Consider the following 19,783-nt stretch of genomic DNA (forward strand, 5'->3'; position numbering starts at 1 on the left):
CCTTGAGCAACCAGTGAGGAGAGGGGAATGAAAAAACTGCTGATCGCCAACCGCGGCGAGATAGCCCTACGGGTTGTGCGCACCGCCCAGGAGATGGGCATCGCCACCGTGGCCGTCTACGCCGACCAGGATCGGGATGCCCCCTATGCCCAGATGGCGGACGAGGCCTACCTACTGCCTGGGGACACCAACATGGAGACCTATCTTAACGAGGATCTGATCGTCTCCATCGCCCGCCGGGCCGGCGCTGACGCCCTCCACCCGGGCTATGGCTTCCTGTCCGAGTTCTCCTCCTTCGCGCGAAAGGTGATTGAGGCGGGCATCACCTGGGTGGGGCCTGGTCCGGAGGTCCTGGACGAGCTGGGCGACAAGATCACCGCCTGCAAGGTGGCCGAGCGGGCCCGGGTGCCTGTGGTGCCGGGCCTGAGCGAGCCCGTCACCGACATGCGTCCCCTGCTGGACTTCGCCGACGAGCACGGTTATCCGGTCATGATGAAGAAGGCTGACGGCGGCGGCGGCCGGGGGATCACCCTGATCAACGACAGCGATGAGCTGCGTACCTTCTACATGAACCATGATGCCCTTCAGGGCGGCGACCTGGGTGACTACTTCATAGAGAAGTTCGTGGACCGGGCCCGGCACGTGGAGACCCAGTCCGGCAGGGACAGCCACGGCCAGTTCACCGTCTACTCCACCAGGGACTGCTCGGTCCAGCGCCGCAACCAGAAGCTGGTGGAGGAGGCCCCGGCCCCCTTCCTGTCCGACGACGTGATCGCCCAGCTGGAGGGATTCTCACGTCGCCTGTTCGACACGGTGGGCTACGTGGGCCTGGGCACCTGTGAGTTCCTGGTCACCCCCAGGGATGACGTCTACTTCATGGAGGTCAACCCCCGGCTGCAGGTGGAGCATACGGTCAGCGAGCAGGTGTGCGGACTGGACCTGGTCCGCGAGCAGCTGCGGATAGCCGACGGCGGCTCCCTGAACGTGGCGCCTCCGCCCCGAGGCCACAGCTTCGAGCTGCGCATTACCAGCGAGGACCCGGCCACCAACCTGACACCCAGCTCAGGGACCATCGAGTCGATTCAATGGCCCTCCGGCCCCGGCATCCGCGTGGATTCGGGCGTCGAGGTGGGCGACACGGTCTCGCCCAGGGACGACTCCATGATGGGCAAGCTGATCGTGACCGCCCAGGACCGTCCGTCGGCCGTGGCCAGGGTCCGTCGGGCTCTGCGCGAGATGAGCATCAGCGGGGTCCCCACTCCTGCCGGCCTCTTCCAGAAGATTTTCACCAACCCCGAGTTCACCGCCGAGGGCGGTCACTCCTTCGACGTGTCCACCAAGTGGCTGGAACGGGTCTATCTGAATGTGGAGCCTGCCTCCAACGGCAGTGGTCAGCCCGCTTCGGTCTCCGGCGCCTCCGCCCAGGAACAGGACCGGGACAGCGATCCCATGGAGACCTACAACGTGGAGATCGACGACAAGCGGGTCAAGCTGTCCCTGCCTCAGTCGCTGCTGGGCGGCATGAGCGGCGTCGGCGGCCACGGCGGCATTTCCAGGCCCCGGCAGCCCCTGCGCGGGCGCGGGCTGCGCGATCAGGAGCCCGGCGCACCCCGGCAGGATGCAGCCCGGTCCGGAGTCATCGTGGCCACCATGCAGGCGGTGGTCACCCGCATCAACGTGGCCCCCGACCAGGAGGTGGACAAGGGCGACCTGCTGGTGGTTCTGGAGTCCATGAAGATGGAGAACTACGTCTATGCCCCGGCCAAGGGCCGTGTGAAGACCATTGACGTGTCCGTGGCCCAGGGGGTTGATCCGGGCCAGACCCTGGTCACCCTGGATCTGGGCGGGGAGGAGCAGGCATGAGCGTCACCGAATCCACCTTGGGCTCCCAGCCGGTACGCCAGGGCATCCACCGGGCCGCCGCCCTGGCCAAGCAGGCCGAGGAGCACGCCCGTGACCGTCAGCACGCCAAGGGCAAGCAGACCGCCCGGGAGCGTCTGGATCTGCTCTTCGACAAGGACACCTTCGAGGAGGTGGGCCGCTTCGCCGGCGGCGACATCGCCGGGGACCGGGCCGGCTCCGCGGTCATCACCGGCTTCGGTCTGGTCTACGGGCGCAAGGTGGGCGTCTACGCCCAGGACTTCTCCGTTCGCGGCGGGACCTTGGGCCGGGCCGAGGGCGAGAAGATCTGCCGGCTCATGGATATGGCCCTGCGGATCAAGGTCCCCATCGTGGCCATGATCGACTCGGGCGGCGCCCGCATCCAGGAGGGTGTGGCCGCCCTGACCCAGTACGGCCGCATCTTCCGCAAGACCTGCCAGGCCAGCGGCTTCGTTCCACAGATCTCCCTGATCCTGGGCCCTTGCGCCGGCGGTGCCGTCTACTGCCCGGCCCTGACCGACCTGATCATCATGACCAAGGAGAACTCGGACATGTTCGTCACCGGTCCCGACGTGGTCAAGGCGGCCACCGGCGAGACCATCAGCATGGACCAGCTGGGCGGCGGCTACGTGCACAACACCCGTTCCGGCGTGGCCCACTACCTGGGGGAGGATGAGGCCGACGCCATCGACTACGCCAGGACCGTGCTGGCCTACCTGCCTGCCAACAGCGGACAGGAGCCTCCCCGCTATGCCTTCATCTCCGGCCATGCCGAGCGTCAGGCCGCCAAGCGCCTGGCCACGGTCATCCCCGAGAACGACCGGCAGCCCTACGACGTGCTGGATGTCATCCATGCCATCGTCGACTACGGCGAACTGGTCCAGGTCCAGGAGCTCTACGCCCGGTCCATCGTGGTGGGCTTCGCCTGCCTGGAGGGCCGTCCGGTGGGGATCGTGGCCAACCAGCCCATGGTGGACGCGGGCAGCCTGGATGTGGAATCCTCCGAGAAGCTGGCCCGCTTCGTCCGCCTCTGCGATGCTTTCAACCTGCCGGTCATCACCCTGGTGGACACCCCCGGCTACAAGCCGGGCTCGGACCAGGAGCACGCCGGCATCATCCGCCGGGGGGCCAAGGTCATCTACGCCTACGCCAACGCCCAGGTGCCCATGGTCACCATTGTGCTGCGCAAGGCCTTCGGTGGCTCCTACATCGTCATGGGCTCCAAGGCCATCGGCGCGGACCTCAACTACGCCTGGCCCTCCTCGCAGATAGCAGTGCTGGGGGCCCAGGGCGCGGTCAACATCATCCACCGGCGCGACCTGCAGGAGGCCAAGGAGGCCGGCCGGGACGTGGATGAGCTGCGCGACCGGCTGGCCCAGGAGTATGAAACCAGCACCGTCAACGCCAATCTCTCCCTGGAGATGGGCGAGCTGGACGCCATGATCGACCCGGAGCAGACCAGACCGGTCCTGATCCAGGCCATGGACCTCCTGGCAGACAAGCAACGCGTCAGGGTCAACGACAAGCACCACGGCAACCAGCCTCTATGAGCTTCCCCTCGTCATTATCAGCAATCCCCAACTCTCTATGAATAGGACATCATGACCAGTACATTCTTCATCAACCGTCTCGCCGAGCAGCCGCACGCACTCATGTTCGCCGGCCAGTCCAACCCCTGGACCGTGGCCCTGGACGATCTGCAGGGCGATCCCGATATCGACAAGGCTCTGAGGGAGCGGATGGCGGCGGCCACCGACCTGCTCAGGGCGGTCAAGCCCGACCTGCTGGCCACCAACGGCCGTCAGCTGGATCTGTTCGGCTACAGGCCTGACCCGGTCAGACTGGGGCCGGCCGCCGACGCGGCGGTCAGTGTGCCCGGCATCGCCCTGGTGCAGCTGGGCGCCCTCATGGACATGGACCAGCTGGGCTACGACGCAGCCCAGGCCCGTCCGGTGGCCCTGCTGGGGCATTCCCAGGGCATCATCGGCGTCCACATGGTCCAGGAGATTCAGGCTGCAGGGTCCCTCAAGGCCGCCCAGGGTGCCATCGACCAGATCCTGGCCACCGCCATGCTGATCGGCACGGCTGGCACCCGTCAGGCCCGTCGTCTGGGCATCCACCGCCAGGGTGAGGCCACCCCTATGCTTTCGGTGCGCGGCGCCACCCGCCATCAGGTGGAGGTCCTGATCGACCGGGTGCCTGGCGCTCGCGGCCCCATCAGCGTGGCCGTGACCAACTCGGATCGCAATCTGGTCCTGTCCGGCTATCCGGAGGATCTGGCAGCCTTCGCCATCGAGGCGGGCAAGGAGAGCGAGCATCAGCGCCAACTGCGCGAGGACAAGGTCCGTGGCGGAACCGCCTTCTCGCCGGTTCTGGAGTACCTGGATGTGACCCTGCCCTTCCACTCGCCGCTCATGAAGGAGGCCGTGGATCTGAGTGTGGACTGGGCCTCCCGCTGCGGTCTGGACACCGGGCGTGCCCGGGTTCTGGCTCAGGAGGTCCTGCTCAACCATGCCGACTGGGCCGGCCGGATCGCCGAGGTCATGGACCAGCAGGATGCCGCCTCCCTCTGGCTGGTGGATCTGGGCCCGGGCGAGACCCTGGGCAAGCTGGTGGACAACCTGGTCCAGGGCACCGGCGTGGGCGTGGTCGAGGCCTCCAACCAGGCCCGGCGCGCGCAGCTGTCCACCATGGAGGAGGATCCGGTCCGTACCCAGGACTGGTCCAAGCTGGCTCCCCGCCTGCTTGAGACACCGGCCGGTCCCCGGGTGGAGACGGCCTTCAGCAGGTTGACCGGCAAGCCCCCGGTCATGCTGGCCGGCATGACCCCGACCACCGTGGAGCCCGAGATCGTGGCTGCGGCCGCCAACGCCGGCTACTGGGCCGAGCTGGCCGGCGGCGGCCAGGTGACCGCCGAGGTCTTCGACCGCCATGTGTCCCAGCTGGAGGACCAGCTGCAGGAGGGCCGCACGGTCGAGTTCAACGCCATGTTCATGGACCGCTACCTGTGGAATCTGCAGTTCGGCAGCCAGCACATCGTGCCCAAGAAGCGCGCCTCCGGCACCCCCATCGACGGGGTGGTCATCTCTGCCGGCATCCCCGAGCTGGACGAGGCCGTGACCCTGATCCGTCAGCTCAACGAGGAGGGCTTCCCCTACGTGGCCTTCAAGCCCGGCACGGTGGACCAGATTCGCCAGGTCGTGGCCATCGCCCGCAAGGTCGCCCCCACCCATATTCTCATGGAGGTCGAGGGCGGGGCTGCAGGTGGCCACCACTCCTGGGAGTCCCTGGACGACCTGCTTTCGACCACCTACGCCGAGGTTCGCGCCTGCCCCAACATCGTTCTGGTGGCCGGCGGCGGTATCGGTACCCCTGAGCGTGCTGCCGACTACATCAGCGGCCAGTGGTCCCGCGCCTACCACCTGCCGGACATGCCCGTGGACGGCGTCATGATCGGCACGGCTGCCATGACCGCCAAGGAGGCCCACACCAATCCCGAGATCAAGCGGGCTCTGGTGGCCACTCCCGGCATCGACACCTCCACCCCCGATCCGGACCCCTTCGCCCCCATGGGAGAGAAGTGGGTGCCCAGCGGCAAGTCCGTGGGGGGCGTGGGCTCCGGCCTGAGCCATCTGCACGCCGACATCTACGAGATGGAGAACTCCTCCGCCGAGTGCGGCCGTCTGCTGGTCCGGGTCATGAAGCATCCCGAGGAGTTGGAGACCCGCCGCGGGGAGATCATCGAGGCCCTGAACAAGACCGCCAAGCCCTACTTCGGCGATCTGGAGACCATGACCTACCAGGACTGGGCCCAGCGCTTCGCCGACCTGGCCTACCCCTGGGCCGACGACACCTACATCGACCGCTTCCTGCACCTGCTACGGCGCATCGAGGCCCGTGTCTGCGAGCGTCAGAGCGGCGAGTTCGACTCCATCTTCGCCTCCAGGCAGGATGTTGCCGAGCCGGAGCAGGCGCTTCGCCGGCTGCATGAGGCCTATCCCCAGGCTGCCGAACTCAAGGTGGTGCCCACCGATGTGGCCTGGTTCCCTGTTCTGGTGCGCGAGTATCCCAAGCCCATGCCCTTCGTGCCGGTCATCGACAACGATCTGCTGCGCTGGTGGGGCCAGGATCAGCTCTGGCAGTCCGAGGACCCCCGCTACGGCGCCGACTCGGTCAGGGCCATCCCCGGACCCATCTCCGTGGCGGGCATCACCACGGTGGACGAGCCGGTGGCTTCCATTCTGGGACGATTCGAGCAGGCGGCCATAGACCGGGTGCGCGGCCTGAACAGCGGTCCAGCCAAGGCCTACAGCCAGCTGGCAGGCGCCGCTGACGCGCAGGAGTTCATCCGCCGCAGCCCCAACATCTCCTGGGTGGGCCACTTGATGGCCAATCCGGCATACGGGACGGCCATGGACGACCCAAACTACGCCATCACCGCCACCGGCCAGGACGACCAGGGCGAGCACTACGACCTGGACATCCACCTGGACACCTACTGGGACGACGACCCCGACGGCGGCCTGGACCGGCATGCGGTGCGCGACATCGTCGTGCCGCTGACCCTCAAGAGCAACCAGGTCGGCCTCTTCCCGGTGGTCGACCGCAGCCGCCTGCCCAAGGACGTCTATGCCCTGCTGGCCGATACAGCCGGCATCGGCAACACCTCCGTCACCGGCGACAAGCTGGAGGCCATGCCTGTCATAGAGAAGGACGATGATGACCCTGAGCATCCCTTCGGCCTGGCCCACAGCGGTTACACCCTGGCAGCCAACCTGGGCTTCGACCATGAGGCGGCCACCGGAGGCGCCCTACCCGATGCGCTGATTCCCTCCGGCTTCGCCCCGGACGCCCTGGTGGGTCCGGCCTGGCCGGCCATCTACGCAGCCCTGGGATCCGTCTATGTGAATGGCTTCCCCATCATCGAGGGACTGCTCAATGCGGTCCATCTGGACCACCTGATCGAGCTGGAGGTCAGCGAGAAGCGCCTGCTGGAACACACCGGCCAGCGGATCGAGCTGACCAGCTGGGCCGAGCCCTACCAGGAATCTTCCTCCGGCCGGGTGGTGACCATCCATGTGGTCCACGCCGCCCAGAACGGGACCGTGCTGGCCCGCGAGGTCGAGCGTTTCGCCATCCGTGGCCGCGCCTACAGCGACCAGCTGCCCCAGGAGGCTCCCGAGTACGGTGGCATCCGCGCCGACACGGTGGACACACCACGCAGGCTGCTGCGCCGCGTCACCGTCACCGCCCCCAAGGACATGACCGCCTTCGCACGTACCTCCGGGGACTTCAATCCCATCCATACCTCCAAGCGAGGAGCGGCCGTCTCCGGCCTGTCTGCGCCGCTGGTGCACGGCATGTGGCTGTCGGCCACCGCCCAGTACGCGGCCCAAGCCACTGACGAGCAGGGCGTCCACTACGAGATCGCCGGATGGACCTACAACATGTATGGCATGGTCCAGCTGGGCGACAAGGTGGAGATCAGCCTGGAGCGTGTGGGCAAGGTCCGCCATGGCGGACTGGTCCTGGAGGTCACCTGCAGGATCGACGGCCAGCTGGTCTCCCGTGGCACGGCCATTGCACGTGCCCCGAGGACCGCCTACGTCTACCCCGGTCAGGGGATTCAGCAGCAGGGCATGGTCCTGGACGAGCGGGCCAAGTCTCCGGCCGCCCGTGAGACCTGGGAAAGGGCCGATGCCCTGACCCGCAGCAAGCTGGGGTTCTCCATCCTGGCCGTGGTACGTGATAACCCGCACACCCTGACGGCCAAGGGGGTCACCTACCACCATCCGGAGGGTCTGCTGAATCTGACCCAGTTCACCCAGGTGGCCCTGGCCACCGTGGCCTTTGCCCAGACCGCCCGCCTGCGTGAGTCCGGCATGGACATCTGGCCCGCCTACTTCGCCGGCCACTCCCTGGGCGAGTACAACGCCCTGAGCTCCTTCGCCGGGGTCATGTCCCTGGAGACGGTTCTGGAGCTGGTCTTCCACCGCGGTTCCACCATGCACTCCCTGATCGAACGCGACGAGCAGGGGCGCAGCAACTACCGGATGGGCGCCCTGCGTCCCAACCAGTTCGGCGTGGGCGACTCCGGGGTCAAGCAGTATGTGGAGTCCGTATCCAAGGAGTGCGGCGAATTCCTGGAGATCGTCAACTACAACCTGGCTGGCCAGCAGTACGCCATAGCTGGAACCATCGCCGGTCTGGAGTATCTGCGTGCCGACGCCAACCGCCGGGCCAAGGAGGCAGGCGGCAAACCGGCCTTCATGTACGTGCCCGGCATCGACGTACCCTTCCACTCCACTCTGCTGCGCAAGGGAGTGCCCGAGTTCCGTGACACCCTGGACGCCCTGCTGCCCGAGCACATCGACTACTCCCGCCTGGAGGGTCGCTACATACCCAACCTGGTTGCACGGCCATTCCAGATGACCAAGGAGTTCGCGGCCTCCATCCTGGAGGTGGTCCCCTCCGAACGCATTAAGCAGGCGCTGGATGATCCCCAGGTCTGGGATCAGTATGCGGCCGACGACCAGAAGCTGGGCCGTCTGCTGCTGACCGAGCTGCTCTCCTGGCAGTTCGCCTCTCCTGTGCGTTGGATCGAGACCCAGGCGATCATGTTCGATGCCCCCGAGCAGGGTGGCCTGGGCGTGGAACAGCTGATCGAGGTAGGGCTGGGCCATTCGCCCACCCTGGCCAACCTGGGCACCAAGACCCTGAAGCTGCCCGACTTTCGCGAGCGTCATGTGAGCGTCTACAACCTGGGCAGGGACGAGAGCCGGGTCTATTTGACCGACACTGATCCCATGGCCCCGGTGGAGGAGGAGCCCGCAGCTCCGGTACAGGAATCCAGCCCTGAACCTGCTGAGGTAGCTGCGGCTGCACCTGCATCGGCTCCGGCTCCGGTCCCTGTCCCTGCAGCAGCCGAGGACTCGGCCCCTGCTCCCGCTCCCGCCCCGACCGCCGGTGGCCCATCAGGTGCCGATGTGGCCGACCTGCCCTTCAAGGCCTCGGATGCCATCGCCGTTCTGCTGGCCTACTCCACCAAGATCCGCCCCGAACAGATTGGACAGACCGACACCACCGACACCCTGACCAACGGCGTCTCCTCCAGGCGCAACCAGCTGCTGATGGACATCAGCTCCGAGCTGGGTGTGGCCAGCGTGGACGGTGCCGCCGAGGCCAGCATGACCGACCTGAGTGCCCTGGTGAACAAGGTGGCCCCCAACTATCGGCCCTTCGGCCCGGTACTCTCTGACATCGTGCGTGAGCGTATCCGCGACCTCTTCGGCCCATCCGGCCTCAAACTGCAGCAGGTTGAGCAACGGGTCTCCGACGTCTGGCAGCTGGGTGCGGGCTGGGTTTCGGCCACCGTGGCCAGCCTGGTCCTGGACACCCGTGAGGGTGCCTCCTCGCGTGGCGGCGACCTGGCGCTCCTGCCCACCGAAGCCGTCTCCACCGTGCCTGCGGCCAATGCGCTGATTGATCAGGCTGTTCAGCAGGTGGCCCAGCGTCACGGCGTCACGGTCTCCATGCCTTCTGCAGGCGGTGCTGCTGGCGGTGCCGTGGTTGACTCCGCCGCCCTGGATGCCTTCGCGGCCCAGGTGACCGGCTCTGAGGGCGTGCTGGCCTCCACCGCCCGCTTCCTCCTGGACAAGCTAGGGCTTGAACCCCCGGCCGTCCAGCCTGGCGAGAATGAGGACGCTGCCGTTGTGGCTGCCGTCGATGCCGAGCTGGGCAGCGACTGGCCCGAGCAGGTGGCGCCACGGTTCGAGGCCTCGCGCGCCGTCCTCTTCGACGACCGCTGGGCCAGCGCCCGTGAGGATCTGGCTCACATCTACCACGAGCATGACGACGACCGCAGCCGCCTGAGCTTCGTAGGAGCCGGACGCGAGGTGCACGATCAGGCCGTCTGGTACGCCGAGCAGGCGCGTAAACGCGGCGAGCAGGATCTGGCCCGGGTCTTCAGCGGCATCGCCGACCAGGCCATGACCCCAGCCGATTCGGACCAGACCGCCGCACGGTTCGCCAAGGACGTGGCCGTGGTCACCGGCGTGGCCCCCAAGTCCATCGCGGGATCTTTGACTGCCGGCCTCCTGGAGGGCGGGGCGACGGTCATCGCCGTCTGCCATTCCCTGAAGCCGCAGACCGTCATCTGGGCCCGCGACCTCTACCGTCGCCATGCCGTGGGCGGTGCCCGTCTCTGGATCGTGCCCGCCAACCTGTCCAGCTACCGGGATGTGGATGCCCTGGTCGACTGGGTCGGCAACGAGCAGCGCAAGACCACGGGGGCTACGACCACCGTGCTCAAGCCCGCCTACGAGCCCACCCTGCTGCTGCCCTTCGCAGCCCCCGCCATGCACGGGACCATGGCCGACTCGGGCCGGCTCTTCGAGTCCCAGGCCCGGCTCATGCTCTGGAGCCTGGAACGCCAGATCGCCGGGTTCGCCGCCATCGGGGCGGACACCGACGTCGACCACCGTCTGCATGTGGTCCTGCCTGGCTCTCCCAACCGCGGCATGTTCGGCGGCGACGGAGCCTACGGGGAGGTCAAGGCCGCCCTGGATGCCATCGTCAACCGGTCCCGCCCCGAGCAGGACTGGTCCGGTCGGGTCACCTTCGCCCACCCGCTGATCGGCTGGGTCCGGGGCACCGGACTCATGGGCGGCAACGACCCGCTGGTCCAGGTGGTGGAGCGTCACGGCATCCGCACCTACTCCACTGAGCAGATGGCTGATTCCCTGTTGGAGCTCTGCACTGTGCAGGCCCGCCAGCAGGCTCTCAAGGCCCCGCTTAAGGCCGACCTGACCGGTGGCCTGGGCTCCAGTCCGCTGGACCTGAAGGCCCTGAAAGCTGAGGCTGCCCAGGATGACGATGCGTCGACACCGGCTCCAGCCGGAAAGCCCGGTGATGCGCCCGCAGATGCCGACAAGGATCCGGACCGGGTCATCAAAGCCCTGCCCACACCCCGGGTGCCCGCCCAGGCCCCGGTGGATATGCAGGATTGGCAGGGCGTGACCGCTCGACCCGAGGATCAGATCGTCATTGTCTCCATTGGTGAGATGGGTCCCTGGGGCTCCGGCCGCACCCGCTTCGAGGCCGAGATGGGCATCCACTCGGATGGCCAGGTCGACCTGAGCGCCGCCGCCGTCCTCGAACTGGCCTGGAACATGGGTCTGGTCGAGTGGCAAGACAGCCCCAAGCCGGGCTGGTACGACACGGATGGCGAGCTGGTGCCCGAGCAGGACATCGCCGAGCGCTACCACGACCAAGTAGTGGCTCGCTCCGGCATCCGTCCCTTCGACGACGGCATGGGTTCTGACTACCGCCAGGGCACCAACGAGGAGGAGGTGGACGTCTTCCTGGATCACGACGTGGCCTTCTCGGTGCCCACCAAGGACATGGCCGAGGAGTACGTGGCCCAGGATCCTGACCACACCAGCATCGCCCGCGACGAGGAGTCCGGCGAGTGGACCGTCACCCGCCTGCCTGGTTCCCGCATCCGCGTGCCGCGCCGGGCCACCATGTCCAGGACCGTGGGCGGCCAGTTCCCCAAGGGCTTCGACCCGGTCAAGTGGGGCATTCCCGCCTCCATGGTCGGGGACGTAGATCAGATCGCCCTCTGGAACATCGTGACCACCGTGGATGCCTACCTGTCGGCCGGATTCACCCCGGTGGAGATCCTTCAGGCCGTGCACCCCTCCAAGGTGGCCTCCACCCAGGGGACCGGCTTCGGCGGTATGGCCTCCATGCGCAAGCTCTACTTGGATCGCTTCCTGGGCAAGGAAATCCCCACGGACATCCTCCAGGAGGCCCTGCCCAACGTGGTGGCCGCGCACGTCATGCAGTCCTACATCGGCGGATACGGCAACATGGTCCAGCCGGTCTCGGCCTGCGCCACGGCTGCGGTCTCCCTTGAGGAGGGTGCGGACAAGATCGCCCTGGGCAAGGCGGACTTCGTAGTCACGGGCGCCATCGACGACATCGGCGTGGAGTCGGTCATCGGCTTCGGCAACATGAACGCCACCGCCGACTCCGCCGAGATGTACGCCAAGGGCATCCAGCCGAGGTTCTTCTCTCGGGCCAACGATCGTCGGCGTGGCGGCTTCCTGGAGTCCCAGGGCGGCGGGACCATCCTGCTGACCCGCGGTGACATCGCCCTGCGCATGGGTCTGCCTGTGGCTGGCGTGGTCGGGTACATCCACTCCTTCGCGGACGGCGCCCACACCTCCATCCCCGCACCCGGGTTGGGAGCTTTGGCCGCCGGCATGGGCGGCAAGGACTCGGATCTGGTGCGCTCGCTGGCCAAGCTGGGCGTGAGCCCCGACGACATCGCCGTGGTCTCCAAGCATGACACCTCCACCAATGCCAACGATCCCAACGAGTCCGAGTTGCACAACACCCTGGCCCACGCTATCGGGCGGACGGACGGCAACCCGCTCTACGTCATCTCCCAGAAGAGCCTGACCGGCCATGCCAAGGGTGGTGCCTGCATCTTCCAGATCAACGGACTCACCCAGCTCTTCCGGTCCGGGTTCATCCCGGCCAATGCCTCCCTGGACTGCGTGGATCCGGTCCTGAGGCGTGACGACCATCTGGTCTGGCTGGAGCAGCCTCTGAAGGTGGGCAAGGTCAAGGCTGGGCTGGTTACCTCCCTGGGCTTCGGCCATGTCTCCGGCATCGGGGTCATCGTCAGCCCCGGAGCCTTTGAGGCAGCCGTGCTCCAGACCTCTGGCCAGGAGGCTCTGGACGAGTGGCGTCGCCGGGCCAACGACCGTCTGGCCGCTGGTCAGCGCCATTTGGAGGAGGGCCGCATGGGTCGGGCCCCGCTCTATGAGCCCATCGACAACCGCCGCTTCCATGAGGACGGCCACGGGTATGTGGGCCACGAGATTGAGAAGGCTATGCTTCTGGATCCCCAGGCCCGCCTGGGTGCCGACGGATACTACGACCGGGGATGAGAGCGGCGTGAACCAGCTGGACTTCCGTCTGAAGCAATAGGCGGGAGTCCGGTGAGGGAACAGTCATTGCGATGATCGGGGAGGTGGGCCAGACGGCTTGCCTCCCTTATTGTCTCGCCATTGGGTGTGGCTGTCCCTTGTATTCATGCCTTATGTACAAGGGCTCCCTTGCAGGTATGCGAGTTATCTGGTCGTAGGGACTTATTGGTCATTGGAGCTGTTGTAATGGCTGCGCATAAGGGATTTTGTCCGAATATTGCCCGCATGTTGCTCAACCGGCGGTGTGCTATTGCCAGGCTGCGATTGGAGCCTTTTCACAAAAAGGTATAAAAAGTAGATGGGTGACCCAGATTTTACTTGGGATTATTGCTGGGCCACCCAAATGGCCGAACTCGTCTTGGGGGAGTGTCCGGCCTCTTACTCGTGCGAAGTGTTAGTGCTAGTGATCGCTGTAATGGAATTCCTGCTGCTGAGGTTTGCTGCCATAATACTCATGGCAAGAAGCCCGATTATCATAGCCACGCCGATATTTTCCCCTTCAGCTGTGGGCAGGACGCCTACAGTCAGGGGGAGTCGCTGGTTGTTGATGCCGCCGGATCGGTCGATCGAATTGAACGTTTAGCGGATGGCCACTGTCGCCATAATTGGTTGTATGCGGGGGTTGGGGATGACATCCCAAGTGTCATCGCCGTTTTGTTTCAGTCAGGTTCTCTGCTTCTGCTCAAGGATCATCTCAGCGGATACACCGCTTGCAGGGGAAAAGGAATTGCGGCGGTAAAGCGATTGACTGCATTGAGGGGATTGTCTGTTTCTAGTAGTCTATTCGGATTTGTTTTCTGGACATGAGTCCTTCTGTCTGGAGCAAGGCCCTGGGAATGGAAGGCACCTATGCTGCATGAAGTGATTTGTAAGGAGTACCGTTTTATTATTCGAAACAAAGGCAGGCATACCCCGCGTGTGCACGATGTTGTCGCCCAGCTCTCACTAATTATTGACGCCACACGGATAGGCGCCCCTCATAGGAAGCGGCAGCCAGTGAATAAGGGTAACTCGTACTGACCGAGCGTTTCCGCTTAGGAACCGCACTCATCGGTGTTCACTGCGCTCGCAGGCATAGTCATATTGCAGCAAGGTATCGTTCATGTCTAAGGGAATACAAGGAACATCGCGACACCGAAAGCGACACCGCACAATCCGAATATCGTAGCCCCAGCGAGTCGCTTCATGTAATCCGGCTTGCCCCAATTGTTTTTGAGGTCATCCGAACATGCTGACAGACAATGTTTAATCACCGATATCATTTCATTCCCTTTCTTAAGAAGGAGCTGCAAGATGCAAGACTGTCAAAATAGGTAGGGTCAAATCGTCGACGCTAAAGCAGAACAAGTCGTGGCATAGGTTATGGTGGTAGCTCCGCATCAGCAAGCTAGCATCTGACCTTATCTGCAAACACATTTCATCTCTTCGTTAGTCAAAGCAGAAGAACCTGGCTAACTTCTCGTCAATTATGTTTGGCTATAGTTCCCTTCTCAACTGTGATCAACTACTTGTTTCCCGCCGTTCTCGTTTTTGAGAACCGCGTAATAGATATCTACTGATGTTGCTGTAAATGCTATCAGAAGAATTGATGCTCATACTGTTATCGCTAGCATGATTTCAACTTTTGTGATCGATGCTCGGGCATAGTGGAATTCCCATTCTCGAAAAATAAGGCTGCTGTGCGTGGCGAATTTGTCAACGCAAATGTCAATTACCTCTGATTTTCGTCCTCTAACATCGGATGGCAGCATGTTGTCCGTGTGATTCTCATTGCTCTGTAAAGATGAATAATCTTGCGGAAATCTGTCAGCCAAGTTTCGTGCAGAACGTTTATTCTTTCCATGCATATCATTCGATAAGGAGTGGTCACCGCGTGAGCATGGATGATCCCGTAGTACTCAGGCAGTCGCTGGTACGCACAAGGTGTTCCTTGGATCCACGGGATTGATCCATGGATACGCAGAGAAGCGATACTGGCGACGGCGCGATCTCTTGTTCAAGGTGGATGAACCGCCTGAGACTAGTCCAGCCGCCAAGGGATCAGAATTTCTGTACGGATCTTCATGGTTATTCGCAGGGGAGGGGTAGTCAGCGCCGGTTTCCATGCCACCGAGGGGGTTCTCTCCAGTGATGTATACGTACGTTTATTGCCAAGTTCAACCGGGCGATGTTCGATGTACTGCATGTTCCGGCCGGCCCATGTGCTATGCTCTGTACCGAGCCAACGGCTTTGCGGGCGTAGCTCAATGGTAGAGCCTCAGTCTTCCAAACTGATTACGCGGGTTCGATTCCCGTCGCCCGCTCCACGATAATCGCTGATATTCCGCCATTCTTGGCGAGTTTTCCAGCCTCTTGGAGCAATCAGGATCGGGCCTGACTGAGCGAGATTTTCGCCAGTATTCGGCACTTTACGGGCTAAATGGGTACACGATAGGGTACACACGGAGGTGCTCGGATGACTACAACGACAGGGCCTGTCAGACGCTACATAGGTATCGTATTCGTCCAGGACGGCAGAGGCTACTGGTATTTCCACTGGAACCATTGTTGGGCCCTATGACCAGGTTGGACAGTTGGTAAAACGGGCCCCCAAGAATGGAAAGCTAATTGAGTTGTTATATCCAGTCAAGTATGCTTGGTGCATTACGAGGTATGAAGCTTGGCAAGAAAGTTGCCGCTTCCTTAAGGATTGAAAGAATTTCGAGAACACTTTAGGAAAGACACTGCCGGCAGCCCTCGGTGTTGATGGTTGTTGGGCATTGTTCAAAGGATTGGCGGGGTGATGATAGTGAGTATTGTGGCATCCGTCGGTTTTGCGCTGTCAATTATCTGCCTGGTAGAGTGTGTGACTCGTCTATTTCCCAAAGGAGTGACCGCTGGGAGAGCAACCTTTGTTGTTCTGCCATGCCTGGCGTTGATAATTCTTGGGTTTGTCTCCTTGCATTTCATGGGTGGCCCTAAGGGTTCCATTCCCATGACTAACTGGATCATCGCTATAGCGCTGCTGGTGATATACGTGGCTGTACGGTCGGCGTTCGCCATTGCCAAGCAGATACATAGCGGCCAGCAGGATACGGATGAAAACCAGCTATAGTTTGCTGCACCGTGCGCACTAATGCCTGCAGCTTGCTTGCTGCTGGAAGCCGTATCTTCTTCGCATGCCTGCACGATGGGTACAGGGCGTCGTCGCGGCATTGCAGGCATGCCTATTGTTTTCTGGTCACTGTTGTTCCCATGATCTTGTCGGCGAAGGTCTGCCCTCTGCCATCCCATAAAGGCCAAAGAAAACCAATGAAGAGCGATGCGAAATCAGCAAAATGCGCTATCTCCCGTACGCCCATTTTCAGACCGGATATAGGCAGGTTGGAATCCTGATCGCATACCTGAAGCTTGAGGAGACGGTGCGCCCAGGATTGCCCATTGCGCGTGGACCATGCGGAAATAACGCAGGCAACAGCCACAGAAGCGCAATCGATTCAAGGTTGAGCAGATCCGCCTGGCGAAGATCTTCCAAATGCAATGGTCCCCACCAATTGCGATAGCAACGACGCAGGCAATACTATGCGAAGCAGGTACGACGCCACTCTGCGCCACCATAAAGCTGACATTATTACCTCCCTTCAAATACCACCCTCTTGCTTTTATTCTCGGTATGACAAGCGTAGCCCTGCATTGTCTATGATGACGTTCTCTGGGCTGCGCATCGAGAGCGAAGGACTCAGGCAACTCCACTCCGAGCTGGAAAAGGTCGCAGTGCTTCCCGAACAAACAAACAGGTGTGAACCACTCCGGCGGAGATTCACGCATAGGCATAAGAGCATGACCGAGTGATTTGAACTCCTGATCAATGTCCAGCCGCTCATGATTCTTTTGCCACTGGTTTCTGTACCTCCGTTCGCAGGTACGTGACAAGCTAAGGACAATGTGTACTCATCGTCGCATGGATTGGATTCCTGTGGCCTCAGGTCCTGCGAAGAGTCTCTGAGTTGCTGCTCTGAATGTTCCTCAATGATTTGTGTGCGGTTGGCCCATCCCGCTGACTTCCGAGTAGGTTGCCGACTGCGCGCTATGAGATGCGGCAGACTCTCACTCTATCTATTCCTATCCATACCTTCCCTTCTTGCTAACCTCTTGTTCCTTATGGTTTATTCCTTCCTCGGGCTATTTGTGCACGATTGCAGTGATTGTTCATTAGGACCATAGGTTCTGTAGTCTTCAAGCTTCTGACCGGATGATTTGCTGCAGGGGCCGATGAGGGGCATACTCGGGCCTATGGAAGATGCCGGGTTTGGACAAGTGCTGGGGTTGGGACATGACCTGGTCGACCTGAAGGAGTTCGGCCGGCAGCTGGCCATGCCGGGCACGCGTATGACGAGCTTGTTCTCGCCACGGGAGCGGCGGCAGGCCGAGCAGCGGGCCCTGCTCAAGCATGACGACACAGCGGCGCATTTGGCGGTGCGCTGGGCCGGTAAGGAGTCGGTGCTCAAGGCCTGGTCGCAGGCGCTGGGGTCTGAGCCGTCGCCCTATGATTTGGACGATTTCCCCTGGAGCGGGGTGGAAATCTTGGACGACGGCCGGGGTCGGCCGAGCGTCAATCTAGAGTCCTCCGTGGAAGCCAGGCTTTACGATTCCTTGCCTCTAACCGGTGGTCAGGTCGATCGAGTGCAGTTGTGCTGGCACATCGCTCTCAGCCATGATGGACCGGTGGCTTCGGCGGTTGTACTTTTGTGCAGGTGTGTCTGAAATTAGACAAGAACATGTGACGCATGTGGCGTTAATTCCTGGTTGTCGTGTTCGACAACCAAATAGAAGTCCTCGGCATGTGGGGTGATGCTTTTACTGTGTCGAAGTCGAATTCGACGTTCAAGGCTGCAAATGCAGTCAGTTCTACGTATTACATGCGTCGCTCTAAGGGTTGACTGTGGTTCCCGTGTAGACTACATAAAGCTTCTTCTTGAGGTGTGTTCCCCGCTTACGCGGAGATAATCCCGGCGCAGCGTTCGGTTGTGGGTCCGCAAGGAATTCAGGTGCGGCATGGCAGGGGCGTAAGACGCAAGGGACCGCCCCTCCGAAGCCGAGGAAACGGCCCTTTCACAAGCCCGGCGAGCTCAGCACCCGGAGGTGATCGCAGGATGCGTCACGCACATGTAGTGATGGGCCCCGTCGATCTGCTCCTGGGTGTAGTGATCAGGGGCGGGAGCGTAGCTGGAGCCGCTACCTCCCGACGACGGCGCGGGAGCGGTATAGCCGCCTCCTGATCCGCCTCCCCGACGAGCGGTCTGGCTGCTGCGGGATCCGCCTCGTGCATATCTGGAGCCGTTGGAACGGGCCGAAGTACTGGCAGAGCCGCCCCGTGTGTGGCCCGAGGAAGGCACCGGCGCTGCAACAGCCGCCTGCTGGGCCTGCTGATCGGCGGCCTCCCGGTCGGCATTGGCCTTGGCGGTCTTCGAGTCATTGACCGCCTGCATCTGGCTGGCGAGGTCCTGGATGGCCTTTCGCCGCGCGTTGGTGTCTGCCTTGGCGTCGGCCTGCACGGCCTTGGCCTGGTCGAGCACCGTCTTCAGGGCGTCGCGCACAGCGTTGTCCGCCACCTGGCCGTCGCTGCCCGAGAGCAGCGAGTCCCCGTCAGCGATTGCCTTGTCCAGATGCGCCTTGACTGTCCTGGCCTCGTCATGGGCCACCTTCTCCGAGGCCGCTTTGACGCCGCGGTCGGCGGCATCAGCCTTGGCGGCAACTTGAGCGGCCTGCTGTGCCAAGGCTCTCAACGAACTCCACGAGTCGTCCACGCTGCACGAAGGCACTGCGGGGACGGAGGGCTTGGCGGCCTTGTCCACGGCGGCCACGACCTTGACGTCGGACACGTCGCCCTGGGGTATGGCCCGGGCCCGTCGCTGCGCCGCAGCCCGGTCCGCCTTGTAGGCCTTCAGGCTCCGAGCCGCGGAAGCCGCTTGCGACCGGCAGTCGGCCAGCGACTCCGCCTTGACGTGCGAAGACCAAGCCCACACCCCTAGCAACAGGCCCGCGGCAACCACCAGAACGGCCACGAGGGCGACGATGAAATGCCAATGGTTGGCCTTCGCCGATGCGCCCTGCGCATTCCCCTTCCATGCCATGACTGATTCCCTTCCCTCATGGTGCAGGCCTTGTATGGTCTGCGACAGAACGCCTGCATCCTCGAAGATAATCATTACTGATGCAAACTTTTTTGTGCATACTACGCGCATTCCCCGCATACGTGTGAATAATCACATTTGTAGCAGGCTCGCCGGACTTGACTTCATGCGTCCCCTGCATCCGTGGGCGTGATTCCATCAAGGGGAACATCGTTGTCATTGGTCCAATCCTCTTCGCTTACTCTGAGTTCAAAGATTTCAGAACAGATGGCTGGCAGGTTCGCCACGATAATTCAAAACCAACAACCAGAGTGATCCCGAATCGCTCTGTTGTCGCGTGGGAGTGCAGCAGGTATGTCTTTAGCATCTTTGTCTTTGACTTCTGTGCTCGCATATATGGGGTCGCTGTTGGTGTTTCTGAGCTCATCGATGATGGCAGGCATAGGGAATGCTGCGGTAAGTGCGACCGAGTTTACATCTTCAGCCTTGTCTTTGAAGGAGGTAAACGTTTCCGGGCAATTGGTTGGCTAGCGTATAACTCTGCTAAACATGTTTTTGACTGGATCGCGCCCGATCTTGAGGTTGTGTGGTGTGGGCAGACAAGGACGAAGCAAATGGAGCTTACGGGCTAGTACCAATGCATGGATCTGGCGAGGAGACATATGCTAATGGTATGTGTCAGTATGATCCAGAGTGTCCTGTACATCGTCATCGTCCAGGGACGACGTGTCCGGTGGTTTACCGCAAGAGGATGGCTGCGGCGCGTGAGGCTGAACGCCGTCAGCAGCA

6 protein-coding genes and 1 tRNA gene are annotated in these 19,783 nt (G+C 62.6%); 5 read left to right on the top strand and 2 right to left on the bottom strand.

Annotated features, from left to right (window positions below):
• Positions 1-27 precede the first annotated feature (27 nt).
• From AACP62_RS01275 to AACP62_RS01290, 4 genes are all read left to right on the top strand, one after another.
• Entirely contained in the window at positions 28-1,863 is a 1,836-nt protein-coding gene (locus AACP62_RS01275; RefSeq protein WP_339345815.1) for an acetyl/propionyl/methylcrotonyl-CoA carboxylase subunit alpha, read from the top strand.
• A complete protein-coding gene (locus AACP62_RS01280; RefSeq protein ID WP_339345816.1) occupies positions 1,860-3,431 on the top strand; it encodes an acyl-CoA carboxylase subunit beta in 1,572 nt (523 codons plus the stop codon). Before AACP62_RS01275 ends, AACP62_RS01280 begins: the two co-directional genes overlap by 4 nt.
• A 51-nt stretch (positions 3,432-3,482) precedes the next feature.
• The gene (locus AACP62_RS01285) at positions 3,483-12,842 is read left to right on the top strand and encodes a fatty acid synthase subunit beta domain-containing protein (RefSeq protein WP_339345817.1); all 9,360 of its coding nucleotides are present in this window, start codon (positions 3,483-3,485) and stop codon (positions 12,840-12,842) included.
• A 2,271-nt stretch (positions 12,843-15,113) separates the two neighbouring features.
• Positions 15,114-15,187, top strand: a tRNA-Gly gene (locus AACP62_RS01290).
• Positions 15,188-16,087: 900 nt separating this feature from the next.
• Here the strand turns inward: AACP62_RS01290 and AACP62_RS01295 are convergent.
• A complete protein-coding gene (locus tag AACP62_RS01295; protein ID WP_339345818.1) occupies positions 16,088-16,342 on the bottom strand; it encodes an RDD family protein in 255 nt (84 codons plus the stop codon).
• An 811-nt stretch (positions 16,343-17,153) separates the two neighbouring features.
• On the opposite strand from AACP62_RS01295, the gene AACP62_RS01300 reads away from it, so the two are divergent.
• Positions 17,154-17,624 carry a holo-ACP synthase gene (locus AACP62_RS01300; RefSeq protein WP_339345820.1) on the top strand — a complete coding sequence of 157 codons (471 nt, stop codon included), beginning with the start codon at positions 17,154-17,156 and terminating at the stop codon, positions 17,622-17,624.
• A 365-nt stretch (positions 17,625-17,989) separates the two neighbouring features.
• Here AACP62_RS01300 and AACP62_RS01305 read toward each other — a convergent pair whose 3' ends face one another.
• Entirely contained in the window at positions 17,990-19,069 is a 1,080-nt protein-coding gene (locus tag AACP62_RS01305) for a hypothetical protein (RefSeq protein WP_339345822.1), read from the bottom strand.
• Positions 19,070-19,783: the final 714 nt, after the last annotated feature.

This window comes from Bifidobacterium apis (assembly GCF_036986835.1).
Taxonomy (GTDB): Bacteria; Actinomycetota; Actinomycetes; order Actinomycetales; family Bifidobacteriaceae; genus Bombiscardovia; species Bombiscardovia apis_A.